A 13,078-nucleotide genomic window follows, 5' to 3' on the forward strand; every position below is an offset into this window, starting at 1 on the left:
CGCGTTCCCGACCGCCCCACAGCAGAGGTTGATCCGTGACTCTCGCCCAGCCCCGCCGCCGGCGAGCCGTGCTCGTCGCCCCCGGCTCCGACGACCGCAAGGCCGGCAAGGCTCTGGCCTCCCCGGCCGACGAGGTGGTTCTCGACCTCGAGGACGCCGTCGCCACCGGCCACAAGGACACCGCCCGCGACCTCGTCGCCGACCTGGTGTCCACGCACGGCACCGGTCGCACGATCGCGGTGCGTGTCAACGGTCCCGGCACGCCGTGGTTCGCCGACGACCTGCGCGCCTGCGCCGCCCTCGGATCGGCCCTGTCGTCGGTGGTGGTGCCCAAGGTCGAGGGCCCGGCCGACCTCGCCGAGACCGACCGGATCCTCACGGCGGCAGGCGATACCGACCTGGCCGTGCAGGCGCTGATCGAGACGCCGGCCGGGGTGACCCGCCTCGACGAGATCGTCACCGGCCCGCGACTGGCCGCGGTGATCCTCGGTTACGCCGACCTCGGCGCCGCGCTCGGCCGCACCCGCACCGCCGCCCCCGAGCACTGGCTGTACGTGCAGGACCGGATCCTGCACGCCGCCCGCGCCGCGGGCGTGCAGGCGATCGACGGCCCGTTCCTCGGCATCACCGACGACGATCGGTTCCGTCACGCCGCCCGCTGGACCGCCGACCTCGGCTTCGACGGCAAATGGGTCATCCACCCTGCCCAGATCGACTCGGCCGCAGCGGCCTTCACCCCGAACGACGAGCAGGCCGAGCAGGCGCGGCGGGTGCTGGCCGCCCTGGCCGAGGCCGAGGCCCGCGGCGCGGGCGCCGCCCAGCTCGACGGACAGATGCTCGACGAGGCGGTCGCCGTCGCCGCCCGCCGCACCCTCGCCCTGATCGGAGAGAACTGAGATGACCACCGCGAACGCCGCCACCGAGGTCGGCGGCCCCTACTTCGACGAGCTGACCGTCGGCCAGGTCTTCGACACCGCCCCCGCGGTCACGATCACCGACGGCCTCGCCGCCGCCCACCAGGCGATCCTCGGCGACCGGCTGCGCCTGCCCCTCGATGCGCACCTGTCGGCGGCCGTCGCCGGTGGGCCCGTCGCGCACGCCGGGCTCGTCACCGATCTCGCGATCGGCCAGTCCACCCTGGTCACCCACCACGTCAAGGCCAACCTGTTCTACCGCGGCCTGCGCTTCCACCGCTTCCCGCACCTCGGTGACACGCTCTACACGACCACCGAAGTGGTTGGTCTGAAGGAGAATTCGGTCAAGCCCGGCCGCAAACCCACCGGCCTGGCGGCGCTGCGGATGAACACCGTCGACCAGAACGGACGGACCGTCCTCGACTTCTACCGGTGCGCGATGCTGCCGCTGAACGAAAACCCCGATCCCGAACGCGTCGTGGCCGCCGACGACCTGTCCGCGATCGGCCCGCAGGAGCCGCCGCGGTGGTCCGCGCCCGCAGACTGGGATCTCGCCGCCTACCGGACACGGGTTCCAGGAACGCATTTCGATCCGTCGCTGGCCGGTGCGGTGCTGCGGTCGAGCGGCGACGTCGTGACCAGCGCACCCGAGCTGGCGCGGCTGACCCTCAACATCGCCGCCACCCACCACGACGAACGTGTCGGTGCCGCAGGACGACTGGTGTACGGGGGTCACACCATCGGTCTCGCCCTGGCCCAGGCCACCCGGGCGCTGCCGAACCTCGTCACCGTCCTCGGCTGGCACTCGTGCGACCACACCGGCCCGGTCCACGAGGGCGACACCCTCACCAGCGACCTGCACGTCGAGTCCGCCCACCCCCTCGACAGCGGAGGGGGCGTCCTCGAACTGCGCTCGATCGTCCACGCCCACCGCGGCACCGACGCGCCGGCAGCCGTGCTGGACTGGCGCTTCACCGCACTCATGGCCTGACCCCGGAACCGACATGACTTCTCCTGCCCCGGCACCGGACCCCATCGTCGCCCCCGACGCACCCGACTGGCGTCTGCACGCCCGCTGCCGGTTCATCGGACCGGACACCTTCTACGCCCCCGAGGGCGAGACCCTGGGCGAGCGGCAACGCCGGGAACGAGCGGCCCGGGACATCTGCGCACCCTGCCCCGTTCGTATCGCGTGCCGCGACCATGCCGTGAAGAACAAGGAACAGCACGGAATCTGGGGCGGACTCACCGAGAGGGAACGCCGCGGACTGCGGTACGTCCGCTGGCTGCCGGACCGTGCTACGTCGGCGGCCGGCTGACCCTACCCGCGGTCGCTCACTCCCCCCGGCGTGGCGATCTCGTCGCAGGTCCCATTCGAGCGCCCACGGCGTGTGCGTCCGCGCTGCATGACGAGGTCGTTCAGGTAGGGCGCGATCTTCGCCTCCTGCGCCTTCTCTCGACTACACAGTCGAGCGATCTGTTCGACCGACGACGACCTTCCAGTCCCGTGGACGGTCAGTCCGATCGCGGGTATGAACCATCCGGGCAGCGCACCGCCCAGGTGGGCAGGCTCAACGCGCGACCGACGCGCGCAACCGGCGCGCGATGCCGGGCAGGAGCGTCACCGTCGCCCACAGCGCGACCGCGGCGACAACGGCAGTGGCCGTGTCGCCGAACGTGGCGGTGCCGAGCTCGTATCCGCGCAGGGCATCGGTGGCGTGGGCGACCGGGTTGAGCGTCGCGGCGGCCTGCATCCAACCCGGCATGGTCTCGAGCGGGGCGAACGCGCTCGAGACGAACATCAGCGGCATCATCACCATCATCCCGGCGAACTGCACCACATCGGGACGGCGGAGCCGGTCACCGATGAGCCCGAACAGGGCACTCATCGCCGCGGCCAGCACGGCGAGCACGACGATGCCGGCCAGGGCGTCGACGACGGTGCCATGGAACTCGAACCCGAGTACGACGGCGGCGACACCGAGGAGCGCGGCCCGGGCGAGGGTGAACGCGGCTTCGTTGAGCGTGCGCGCCACACCGGGCAGCGCCGCCCGCATGGGAAGCGCGGCGAAGCGGTCGTGCAGGCCGTTGGTGTGATCGATCGCCGCGGACACCCCCGCGTTGGTGCCGGCCATCACGGTGGAGACTGCCAGCATGGCGGGGGTGAGGAAGTCGATGTAGCTGACCCCGGGAGGGAAACCGGGTCCGGCCGCCACACTGCGGAACACCTGACTGAACAGGACCAACATCGCCATCGGCATCGTCAGCGAGAACATCAGCAACTGCGGGACGCGGGCACTGGTGCGCAGATTGCGGACCACAAGGGCCGCGAGCTGGTCTGCGGCGGGTGACCGCCCGGATCGGGTGGTGAGCATGGCGTTCATGGGGTGGCTCCGTCGTGGGCGAGGTGGGTGAAGACGTCGTCGAGGCTGGGCGAGGCGACATCGAGGTCGCTGACGTCGACGCGGTCCCGGGCGAGCTGGGCGACGAGTTCGGCAGCGGTCATCGCGTCGCCGACGGTGAGCGAGACACGGACCCGACCGCCGTCGACGGGATTCTCGGTCTCGGGCCCGAACGGCAGGCCGCCGAGCTGGTGCGTGGGAATCGTGGCGGTCACCACCTTGCCGCCGACAATCCGCTTCAGCTCGGCGGGCGTACCGCGGGCGGCGACCCGCCCCCGGTTGAGCACGACAATGTGGTCGGCAAGCCGGTCGGCCTCTTCGAGGTACTGGGTCGTGAGCACGACGGTGGTGCCGTTGGTGGTGAGTTCGTCGACGACGTCCCACAGCGCGCTGCGGGCGATGGGATCCAGGCCGGTGGTCGGCTCGTCGAGGAACAGTACCGACGGAGATCCGACCAGGCTGGCGGCCAGGTCGACCCGACGTCGTGACCCACCGGAGAGTTCACCGACCCGCCGCGACGCGAGGTCGAGCAACCCGAGCCGGTCGATCAGAGTGTCGGCCCGAGCCCGTGTCCGGCCGCGCAGACCGGCGAGGCGGCCTATCAGTTCCAAATTCTCTCGGGCAGTGAGGAACTCGTCGAGTCCGGCATACTGGCCGGTGACTCCGATCCGGCGGCGCACGTCCATCGCGTCGGTGACGACGTCGAGGCCCTCGACCAGCGCCCGGCCGACGGTCGGCCGCACCAGCGTGGTGAGCACGCGAATCAAGGTCGTCTTACCGGCGCCGTTGTGGCCGAGCACGCCGAGCGTCGTGCCCGCCCGCACCTCGAGGTCGAGGCCGTCGAGCGCCCACGTCTTGTCGTAGGCGACGTGGAGATCGTCCACTACTACTGCAGGGGCGTTCATCTCACGCCTCCGAACCGGTGCCGGGCACGTGCACTGCCGGCGCGCTCCGGCGTCGCCGGCCCGGACGTCGGGGCACCCCCGCAAGGAGGGGTGGTGCGTCGGTGTCGTCGGCGTCGAGCGCGATGTGGACACGGATGGTCGTCATCTGAGGGTCCTTCCGAGACGGCGCTTCCCTGGGTTGGGAAGTCGACATCTCTGACGAGCGACTCGCGATTTGGACGCATCACACCGACAGCGACCGCTCGAGCGCGGCCCGGAAGAACCGAACGAATGGACGTGAGGGGGAGCCCCGTCGGCCAGCCATAAACGACGCATCTCCCAGCGCAGTCACTGGCGCGGAACTACTTTTGAAGCCTCGGAGCCGCCGCCGGATTCGCCTGAGAGCCGACGAGAGGACCGGCCGCGCCCGGCTCAGGCGCCGAGACCGTGCGCGAGCCGCTGCACCCGTTCGCGCGCCGCGTCCAGGCTTGCCGTGGAGCGCTCGGTCATCGGCTCCAGTGCCGGAATACGTCCCGCCAGGGTGTATTCGGCGGTCACGACCGTGACGTCCATGCCCAGCGACGTGCCGAGCACCTGCTGCAGCGGCGGCACGGTGTGGTCGAGCCCCTCGTCCGGGTCGCCGGGGCCGTAGGCCAGCCCGCGGCTCGAGATCACGACGACGGGCGTGCCCGCGAACGGCTGGTCCGGGGTGTCGAACGGCACGGTGGTGCCGAGTACGTGGATGTGGTCGATCCACGCCTTCAGCGTCGACGGGAGCGACCAGTTGTGCATCGGGGCACCGATCACGACGGCATCGGCGCTCCGGACCTCGGCGATCAGCTCCGTCTGCAAGGCCTCCGCCGCGGGATCGACGGAGGCGCCGGGTGCCCGCAGGCGTGGCGCGTAGTGCAGTTCCGCGTCCCCGAGATGCGGGACCGGGTCTCGGTGCAGGTCCCGTTGGATCACGGTGTGGCCGGGTCCGCGCCGGCGCCACGTGTCGGCGAAGAGACGGGTCAGCTCGCGGGAGACGGACATCTCGAGGTTCGCGGACGAATCGAGCTGCAACAGCTGGGGCACGTCGGGCTCCTTCGGGTTCGAGTACTGCACCTGTGGATCACTGCGCCGGTGGATCACTGCGCCGGGTCGATGACCGTGCCGGGTCGGCTACCGGCTATTGCACGATGCCGGCGGCACGCAGCCCGGCGATCTGCTCGTCGGTGAGGCCGAGATCGGTGAGCACCGCGTCGGTGTGCTGGCCCAGCGCCGGGACCGCCCCCATGCGCATCTCCACGTCGGAGAACGTCATGGGCGGCAGCACGGCCCGCACCGGGCCCGCCTCGGTGCCCACCTCCCGCCAGCGGTTCCGTTCCTCGAGCTGCGGGTGCTCGATCAGATCCTTCATCTCGTTCAGCCGGGCGGCGGGTACCCCCGCGGCGGCGAGCCGTTTGTCGAGTTCGGCGGTCTCGAAGCGGCGCGTGTGCTCGGCGACGACCGCGTCGGTCTCGGCGCGGTGCTGCACCCGCAGGATGTTCGTCGCGAACTTCGGGTGCCCGGCGAGATCCGGGCGGCCGAACACCTCGGTGACCAGCGCCCGCCAGCCGCGGTCGTTCTGCACGCCGATGAGGATCTTCCCGTCGACGGTCGGGTACGCGTCGTAGGGCGCGATCGACGCGTGGCTCAGACCCATCCGCTGGACCTGCGTGTCCTGATACATCTGCAGGTACATCGGGTGGCCGAGCCACTCGACGGTCGCATCGAACATCGACACGTCGATCGTCGCACCCGCTCCGGTGCGCTCGCGCCGGAACAGCGCCGCCTGGATCGACGTGAGCGCGTACATGCCGGCGGCGATATCGGAGGTCGGGATGCCGGTCTTCGTGGCGGTCTCCGGGGTGCCGGTGATCGAGCACAGCCCGGTCTCGGCCTGGACCAGCATGTCGTAGGCCTTGCGCTCGCGCAGCGGGCCCTCGGTGCCGTAACCGGTCATGTTCACCACGATCAGCTCGGGCCGCGCGCGCCGCAGCTCGTCGGCGCCGAGCCCGAGCCGCGCCGCCGCGCCGGGCGCGAAGTTCTGGAGCACCACGTCGGCGTCGTCGACGAGGCGACGCACCGTGGCGATGCCCTCGGCGGCCTTGAGGTCGATGCAGATCGACTCCTTGCCGCGGTTGAGCCACACGAAGTGCGACGCCAGCCCGTGGACGGCGGCGTCGTAGTTGCGGGCGAAGTCGCCCTCCCCGATGCGTTCGATCTTGATGACGCGGGCGCCGAGATCGGCGAGGTGGCGGGTCGCGATGGGGGCGGCGACCGCCTGCTCGAGGCTGACGACGGTGATGCCCGCCAGCGGCAGGCCCGTCGATGCCTCGCTTCTCGGCTCGCTGTGCTCGCTCATCGCGTGTGTGCCTTCCTGTCTTCGTATGCCGTCGCGGCCTCTCCCCGGGCACGGCAGCGCCACCGTCGCACATCGTCCTCCGGCGCGCCGTGGTCGATCAGCCACGCCTCCGGCCCGCCGGGATGCGCGACGAGGCGTTCCACGATCGGAGTGATCGCCTCGGCGGGCGCGCGGAACAGTTCCGACGGTACCGCCCGGCCACCACCCGGGGACGAGCCGCCCACGCGCAGACCGACGGCCTCCCAGCGACGGTACAGACGGGGCATGTTCGTGTCGGTGGCCACGTAGTCGTCGACGACGGCCTGCGGTTCCACCCCCGCAGCGAGCAGCAGGACGGCGACGGCGAGGCCGGTGCGGTCCTTGCCGGCGGTGCAGTGCACGAGGACCGGGCCCGCGGCCCGCGCGACGACCGGCACGAGCCCGGCGAACAGCGGCGCGGCCACGTCGACCACGCGGCCGTAGAGTTCGGCGAGGCCGAGGCCGGTGCGCCCGCCCGGCGCGGCGTCCGCGTGCAGCGACAGCCGGTGCACGTGCGTGCCGTCCGGCCAGGTGTATGTGCGGTGGCCGCGCTCGGCGTCGGAGCGCAGGTCGACGACCGTCGTGGGGGGCCGCTCGGCGAGGAGTCCGCGAACCACGTCGCCGGTGTAGCAGGCATCGCCGCGGTACAGCACACCGGCGGCGGTGCGGCCGCCGTCGGTCAGCGCCAGCCCACCGAGGTCCCGCAGGTTCACCGGCCCGGGTCCGGACTGCTCTTCGTCCTGCACGTGCACCCCTTCTCGTTCGTCCGGGACCCCGTGCCCCGTCGCCCCACAGTCGATACCCGACCGGCGGTCCCTGTCCAGCGGGGTCCCGGTACGGACTACTCCGGCCGGCCGTCGGTGATCAGCGGCCAGAGCCCCCGGGAACCGGCCTCGACGGCCGCCGCGGTGAGCCTGTCGTCCCAGAACCGGACGGAGCCGAATTCCCGGCGCCACGACAGCAGCCGGTTCGCGTGCCGGTGCAGCTCGTGCTCCATGGTGAAGCCGATCGCGCCGAGACTCTGGTGGGCGTTGCGCACCACCACCGACGCGGCGTGCCCCGCACAGGACTTCGCGGCGGCGATCGCGAATCCCGCTTCGTCGCTGCAGAATCCGGAATCCTCGGCGATCGTCACGGCGGCCTGCGCGGCGGCGCGGGCGAGCGCCCCCTCGGCGGCGATGTCCGACACCAGGTGCTGCACCGCCTGGAACTTGGCGAGCGGACGGCCGAACTGGACGCGGGCGGTGGTGTGGCCGACCACCAGGTCGAGCACCCGCTCCATCGCGCCGCTCATCGCCAGCGCCCGGGCGAGCGCGCCCCGGCGCAGGAACTCCTCCGCGGTGCCGTCCGGCACCTCGGCACCGGGGAGCGCGGCGACGTCGACGCGGATGTGGTCGCGCGGCTCGGACGCGACGTCGACCGCCTCGGTGACCTCGACGTCGGCGCGGGCGACGTCGGCGACCCGCCACGTGCCGTCCGCCTCCCACAGCACGACGACGGCGTCGACGTCGCGGGCCCACGGCACGTGCCGGGCCGAGCCGTCGGCGGTCAGCACGGCGGCGGTGCGTGCCGCCGCCGGATCGGTCACCGCGCGCTCGCAGCCGGACAGCTGCAGCAGCCAGCCGGCGAGGAGGTCGTTCTCGGCAACCGGCACCGCCGCGGCACCGGCGCCCGCGGCGCCGAGCAGGTAGGCGGCTTCGGCCCAGCCCGCCTCACTGCCCCCGTCCGCCTCCGGACCGGTGAGCCGGGCGAGACCGAGTTCGGCCAGGGTCGACCACAGTTCGCGGTCGAGACGCAGCGGCCCGTCGAGGCGGTGATCGTCGCCGCGGCGCTCACCGAAGAGCTGTTCGAGCATCTGCGCGAGTTCGCGCATCTCGACGTCGTTGCCAGTAGTCGCGTTACTCATCAGCGCATCCCCAATCCCCGCGCGATGACCCCGCGCAGAATCTCACTCGTGCCGCCTCGGAGGGTGAATCCGGGACGCTGCATGACGCCGGCTCGGACCAGTTCGGCGAACCTCTCCCCGGCGGTGTCGCTCTCGTCGGCCAGTTCGTCGGCGAGGTCGGCGATGTCGCCCTCGGTCTGGGTGCCGAGCACCTTGACCACCGACGCGGCGACCTCCGCGTTCTCGTGCCGCTGCAGTGCCTCGGACACCCCGCGGGACATGTGGTGCAGGCCGAAGATCCGGCCGACGAACGCGCCGATGCGGGGGTCGGCCGGCAGACGGCCGGCGCCGGCCTCGTCCACCGCCCCGGCGAGCACCCCGAACGTGGACATGAAGCGTTCCGGGCCGCTGCGCTCGTAGCCGAGTTCGGAGGTGACCTGCGCCCAGCCGTCGCCGACGGTGCCGAGCACGAGGTCGTCGGGCACGAACACGTCGTCGAGGACGACCTCGTTGAAGTGGTGCTCACCGGACATCGACAGCACGGGCCGGATCTCCACGCCGGGCGAGTCCAGCAGGACGATGAACTGGCTCAGTCCGGCGTGCCGGTGCGCCGGGTCGAGCGGCGCGGAGCGGGCCAGCGCGAAGAAGGCGTCGGCGTGGTGGGCGCCGGAGGTCCACAGCTTGGTGCCGGTGATGCGCCAGCCGCCGTCGACCTCCACGGCCCTGGTCTTCACGCTCGCCAGGTCGGATCCGGACTCGGGTTCGCTCATGCCGATGGCCCAGCAGATCTCGCCGCGGGCGATGCCGGGCAGGAACCGCCGTTTCTGCTCCTCGGTGCCGTACTTGAGCAGCGACGGCGCCGCCTGCCGGTCCGCGACCCACTGGGCGGCGACCGGTGCGCCGACCGCGAGGAGTTCCTCGGTGACGACGAAACGCTCCATGAAGGTGCGGCCGTGCCCGCCGTACTCGGTGGGGATGGTCATGCCGACCCAGCCGCGGGCGGCGAGGGCCTTGGTGAAGTCGGTGTTCCAGCGGGCGAGCCAGGTGTCCACGCCGGGGGTGAACACGCCTGCGTCGATCTGCTCGCGCAGGAAGGCGCGCACCTCGGCTCGCAACGCGGCGAGGCTCGGGTCGGGGGCACCGGCGGACGGCACCAGTGATGTACGCATCGTCGTCTTCTTCCGTGAGGGGGTCAGGGTCGCGGTTGCAGCAGCAGCAGGGCCAGGTCGCCGTACCGGGCCGCGATGTCGGCGGGGGTGTCCGGACCGTCCGGGTCGTACCAGTTCGCGATCGAGGTCGTCATCGCCAGGATCGAGCGGCGGCAGTCCTCCGGGTACGGGGTGGTGAACGCTCCGGATTTCACGCCGTCCTCGATGATGCTGCCCAGCAACTCGTTTCCGGAACGTCGCCGCTGCTCGTAGACCGCCGCGTTCTCCGGTTCCAGGTTGCGGACCTCGGTGCCGATCATCAGGCTCTGCTCCTGGCAGGTGGTGCGGAACCGGACGAGGGCGATCACCAGGGCCCGCAGTCGCTCCACCGGGTCGTCCCCGACACGCGAGAGTTCCTCGTCGCACATCGCGTCGAAGGCGTTGACGCCGTCGATCAGGATGGCCAGCAGCAGGTCCTGCTTGTTCTTGTAGTGGTAGTACAGCGCGGACAGGCTGACGCCGGCCTCCTGGGCGATCGTCCGGATCGACGAGGCCCCGTATCCGTTGCGGACGAACTCGCGACGGGCCGCCTCGATGAACACCCGTTGCCGCTCCGAGGGGACGACGGTGTCTCCCTGTCGTGCATAGGTGCCCCGCCGGACGCTCATCGGTCACCTCCGGCGGTCACGGGGCGCAGCGCCCCCTTGACGAGCTTGCCGGTGGGCGTCCGGGGCAGCGCAGCGACGAAGTCGACGCTGCGCGAGCACTTGTACCCGGCGATGCGGTCGCGGCAGTAGGCGATCAACTCGGCGGCGAGCGCCTCGTCGCCGGCAACGCCCACCGCCGGCTGGACGACCGCCCGGACCGATTCGCCCATCTCGGCGTCGGGCACGCCGATCACCGCGACGTCGAACACCTTGGGGTGCAAGGCGAGTGCGTTCTCGATCTCCTGCGGGTAGATGTTGACCCCGCCGGAGATGATGGTGAACATGGCCCGGTCGGTGAGGAAGAGGTAGCCGTCCTCGTCGAGATATCCGATGTCCCCGGTCGTCGCCCAGGTGGGGTGGAGCGGGTGGCGCGACTCGGCCGTCTTCTCCGGATCGTTGTGGTACTCGAAGCTGTACCCGGGACGTTCGAAGTAGATCGACCCGATCTGCCCGGGCGGCAACTCCGTTCCGTCCTCGGCGCAGATGCGGGCACGGCTGGGGTGGCCGTGACCGGTGCGGCCCACGGTGCCGGGTTTGCGGAGCCACTCCTGCGGCGAGACGAGGGTGCTGCCGACGGATTCGGTGGACGAGTAGTACTCGTAGATCCGCTCACCCCACCAGTCGATCATGGCGCGCTTGACCTCGACCGGGCACGGCGCGGCCGAGTGGATGGCCACCCGCATCGCGGACAGATCGTAGCGGCCGCGGGCCCGTTCGGACAGCTTCAGCAACCGGACGAAATGCGTGGGCACCCACTGACTGTGGGTGACGCGGTGGCGCTCGAGGTCGGCGAGGCAGGTCTCGGCGTCGAACCTGCCCGCGACGATCGCGGTGCCCCCGAGGGCCTGCGCCGCGGCCCCGAACCGCAGCGGCGCAGCATGGTAGATCGGCGCCGGGGAGTAGTACACGCAACCGTCGTCGAAGCCGAAACTCTGCAGCAGCCCGACCGCGTTGGAGGCCGCCTGCTCACCGACCTGCACTCCGCTGAGCGCGGGCTTGATCCCCTTCGGCCGGCCGGTCGTGCCCGACGAGTAGAGCATGTCCGTGCCGCCGGGCTGGTCGGCCGGCGGGGTGGTGCTCATCGCGGCGATCTCGGCTTCGTATCCGAGGTGTCCGGGTATGTCGCCGCCGAATGCCAAGCGGTGCCGCACCTTCGGTGTGTCGTCGGCAACGGCGACGGCCAGGTCGGCGAGCGGCGCGGAGACCACGAGGGCGGTGGCGTCGCAGTCGTCGACGATGTAGGCGACCTCGGAGGGGGCGAGATGCGTGTTGACGAACGTCACGTACATTCCGGAACATACTGCCGCCCAGTACAGTTCGAATGCGGTGGCGTCGTTGACCGACAGCACCGCGAGGTGGTCCCCGAGGCCGAGGCCGTGGGCGCGGAGCCAGTGTGCGAACTGCACCGAACGGTCCTCGAGCTCACGGTAGCTCACCACACGGCCGGTGGCGGCCTCGATCGCCGCCGGCTTGTCCGGGGTGACCGACGCGTAGCGTCCGGGATACATCCGAGCTCCTTCCACCTGCCCTGGCAGTACGGTTACAGGCCGAGGTCCTTGGCAATGATCGTCTTCATGACTTCGCTGGTGCCGCCGTAGATCCGGCTGACGCGGGTGTCGGCGTAGAGACGGGCGATCGGATACTCGGTGATGTAGCCGTACCCGCCGTGCAGCTGCAGGCACCTGTCGATCACGCGACCGGCGACCTCGGTGCAGAACAGCTTCGCCCGGGCGGCGTCGGCGACCGACAGCTCGCCCCGGTCGAGCAGCTCGAGGCAGTGGTCGGCGAAGACCCGCGCCGCCTGCACCTCGGCGGAACATTCCGCGAGAACGAACTTGGTGTTCTGGAAGGAGGCCACCGCCTTGCCGAACACCGTGCGGTCCCGGGTGTACGCGAGGGCATGCTCGATCGCGGCCGCGGCCTGGCCCACCTGGTTCAACGCGATGCTCAGACGTTCCTGGGGCAGGTTGTGGGCGAGATAGCCGAAGGCCTTGCCCTCCTCGCCGAGGAGATTCTCCACCGGCACCTTCACGTCCTGGTACGACAGCTCGGCGGTGTCCTGCTGGTGCAGACCGAGCTTGTCGAGCTTGCGGCCGACGGAGAACCCCTCGGCGTCGGTGGGGACGCAGAGGATCGACAGTCCGGCGCGACGGTCCTCCGGGTCGAACGGGGCGGTGCGGCACACGGTGAGGACCAGGTCGGCGGTGACGCCGCCGGTGATGAACGTCTTCGCGCCGTTGACGACGTAGTGCGAGCCGTCGGCGGACAGCGTGGCCGTGGTGGCGATGTTGGCCAGGTCTGAGCCGGTGCCGGGCTCGGTCATCGCGACGGCGGTCATCATCCGCCCGGACGCGAAGTCCGGCAACCAGCGCTTCCGCTGCTCGTCGGTGCCGTATTCGAGCAGGTACGGCAGGATCAGGCAGGAGTGCACGGTGTAGGAGCCGAAGGACACCCCGGCCCGCGCCACTTCCTCGAACACGATGGCGTTGTACTTGAAGCTCGCCTCGCCGCCACCGCCGAACTCCTCGGGCACCTGGATGCCGAGGATGCCGAGTTCACCGAGGCGGTGGAAGAACTCGCGCGGGGGCCGGCCCAGCTCGTCCCACTCCTCGCGATGCGGCAGCACCTCTCGCGCGATGAAATCGCGCACCATGGACCGGAATTCGTCGTGCTCCCGGCTGAAGATCGTCCGCTCCACGGCCGTATTCCCTTCGTTGCGTGCGGCGACCCG

General features: G+C 71.1%; 14 protein-coding genes. 3 read left to right on the forward strand and 11 right to left on the reverse strand.

The window, feature by feature from the left end:
* Positions 1-68 precede the first annotated feature (68 nt).
* From OEY_RS0109100 to OEY_RS0109110, 3 genes are read left to right on the forward strand one after another with little or no spacing between them, the layout of a single operon-like run.
* Entirely contained in the window at positions 69-896 is an 828-nt protein-coding gene (locus tag OEY_RS0109100; RefSeq protein ID WP_010593574.1) for an HpcH/HpaI aldolase/citrate lyase family protein, read from the forward strand.
* A 1-nt stretch (position 897) separates the two neighbouring features.
* On the forward strand, positions 898-1,905 hold the full coding sequence (locus tag OEY_RS0109105) for a MaoC family dehydratase (protein ID WP_010593575.1): 1,008 nt from the start codon (positions 898-900) through the stop codon (positions 1,903-1,905).
* Positions 1,906-1,918: 13 nt separating this feature from the next.
* Positions 1,919-2,233 carry a WhiB family transcriptional regulator gene (locus OEY_RS0109110; protein ID WP_010593576.1) on the forward strand — a complete coding sequence of 105 codons (315 nt, stop codon included), beginning with the start codon at positions 1,919-1,921 and terminating at the stop codon, positions 2,231-2,233.
* A gap of 252 nt (positions 2,234-2,485) precedes the next feature.
* Here the strand turns inward: OEY_RS0109110 and OEY_RS0109115 are convergent, their stop codons facing one another.
* The 11 genes from OEY_RS0109115 to OEY_RS0109165 form a co-directional block, all read right to left on the reverse strand.
* A complete protein-coding gene (locus OEY_RS0109115; protein ID WP_010593577.1) occupies positions 2,486-3,298 on the reverse strand; it encodes an ABC transporter permease in 813 nt (270 codons plus the stop codon).
* A complete protein-coding gene (locus tag OEY_RS0109120) occupies positions 3,295-4,221 on the reverse strand; it encodes an ATP-binding cassette domain-containing protein (protein ID WP_029539967.1) in 927 nt (308 codons plus the stop codon). The genes OEY_RS0109115 and OEY_RS0109120 overlap by 4 nt, the downstream gene beginning before the upstream one ends.
* A 1-nt stretch (position 4,222) precedes the next feature.
* Positions 4,223-4,366 carry a hypothetical protein gene (locus OEY_RS30820; protein WP_017681953.1) on the reverse strand — a complete coding sequence of 48 codons (144 nt, stop codon included), beginning with the start codon at positions 4,364-4,366 and terminating at the stop codon, positions 4,223-4,225.
* A 266-nt stretch (positions 4,367-4,632) separates the two neighbouring features.
* Positions 4,633-5,277, reverse strand: coding sequence for an FMN-dependent NADH-azoreductase (locus tag OEY_RS0109130; RefSeq protein WP_029539968.1), 645 nt, complete (start codon positions 5,275-5,277; stop codon positions 4,633-4,635).
* 94 nt (positions 5,278-5,371) lie between these two features.
* Positions 5,372-6,589, reverse strand: a complete 1,218-nt coding sequence (locus OEY_RS0109135; protein WP_010593580.1) for a CaiB/BaiF CoA transferase family protein — start codon at positions 6,587-6,589, stop codon at positions 5,372-5,374.
* Positions 6,586-7,359: a tyrosine-protein phosphatase gene (locus tag OEY_RS0109140; RefSeq protein WP_010593581.1), complete on the reverse strand. Its 774-nt coding sequence runs from the start codon at positions 7,357-7,359 to the stop codon at positions 6,586-6,588. The genes OEY_RS0109135 and OEY_RS0109140 overlap by 4 nt, the downstream gene beginning before the upstream one ends.
* 89 nt (positions 7,360-7,448) lie before the next feature.
* Positions 7,449-8,513 carry an acyl-CoA dehydrogenase gene (locus OEY_RS0109145; RefSeq protein WP_010593582.1) on the reverse strand — a complete coding sequence of 355 codons (1,065 nt, stop codon included), beginning with the start codon at positions 8,511-8,513 and terminating at the stop codon, positions 7,449-7,451.
* Complete coding sequence (locus tag OEY_RS0109150) at positions 8,513-9,661, reverse strand: acyl-CoA dehydrogenase family protein (protein WP_029539969.1); 1,149 nt, start codon at positions 9,659-9,661, stop codon at positions 8,513-8,515. Before OEY_RS0109150 ends, OEY_RS0109145 begins: the two co-directional genes overlap by 1 nt.
* Positions 9,662-9,684: 23 nt before the next feature.
* Positions 9,685-10,308: a TetR/AcrR family transcriptional regulator gene (locus tag OEY_RS0109155; protein ID WP_010593584.1), complete on the reverse strand. Its 624-nt coding sequence runs from the start codon at positions 10,306-10,308 to the stop codon at positions 9,685-9,687.
* Positions 10,305-11,855 carry an acyl-CoA synthetase gene (locus OEY_RS0109160; protein WP_010593585.1) on the reverse strand — a complete coding sequence of 517 codons (1,551 nt, stop codon included), beginning with the start codon at positions 11,853-11,855 and terminating at the stop codon, positions 10,305-10,307. The genes OEY_RS0109155 and OEY_RS0109160 overlap by 4 nt, the downstream gene beginning before the upstream one ends.
* 32 nt (positions 11,856-11,887) lie before the next feature.
* Entirely contained in the window at positions 11,888-13,045 is a 1,158-nt protein-coding gene (locus tag OEY_RS0109165; protein ID WP_010593586.1) for an acyl-CoA dehydrogenase family protein, read from the reverse strand.
* Between the last annotated feature and the right edge of the window lie 33 nt (positions 13,046-13,078).

This window comes from Rhodococcus sp. P14 (assembly GCF_000256505.1).
GTDB lineage: Bacteria > Actinomycetota > Actinomycetes > Mycobacteriales > Mycobacteriaceae > Rhodococcus > Rhodococcus ruber.

Coding starts and splice junctions, on each gene's coding strand:
- OEY_RS0109145 (WP_010593582.1), bottom strand. CDS start 8,513: ATGAGTAACGCGACTACTGGCAACGACGTCGAGATGCGCGAACTCGCG.
- OEY_RS0109120 (WP_029539967.1), bottom strand. CDS start 4,221: ATGAACGCCCCTGCAGTAGTAGTGGACGATCTCCACGTCGCCTACGAC.
- OEY_RS0109105 (WP_010593575.1), top strand. CDS start 898: ATGACCACCGCGAACGCCGCCACCGAGGTCGGCGGCCCCTACTTCGAC.
- OEY_RS0109160 (WP_010593585.1), bottom strand. CDS start 11,855: ATGTATCCCGGACGCTACGCGTCGGTCACCCCGGACAAGCCGGCGGCG.
- OEY_RS0109155 (WP_010593584.1), bottom strand. CDS start 10,308: ATGAGCGTCCGGCGGGGCACCTATGCACGACAGGGAGACACCGTCGTC.
- OEY_RS0109135 (WP_010593580.1), bottom strand. CDS start 6,589: ATGAGCGAGCACAGCGAGCCGAGAAGCGAGGCATCGACGGGCCTGCCG.
- OEY_RS0109110 (WP_010593576.1), top strand. CDS start 1,919: ATGACTTCTCCTGCCCCGGCACCGGACCCCATCGTCGCCCCCGACGCA.
- OEY_RS0109115 (WP_010593577.1), bottom strand. CDS start 3,298: ATGAACGCCATGCTCACCACCCGATCCGGGCGGTCACCCGCCGCAGAC.
- OEY_RS0109150 (WP_029539969.1), bottom strand. CDS start 9,661: ATGCGTACATCACTGGTGCCGTCCGCCGGTGCCCCCGACCCGAGCCTC.
- OEY_RS30820 (WP_017681953.1), bottom strand. CDS start 4,366: ATGACGACCATCCGTGTCCACATCGCGCTCGACGCCGACGACACCGAC.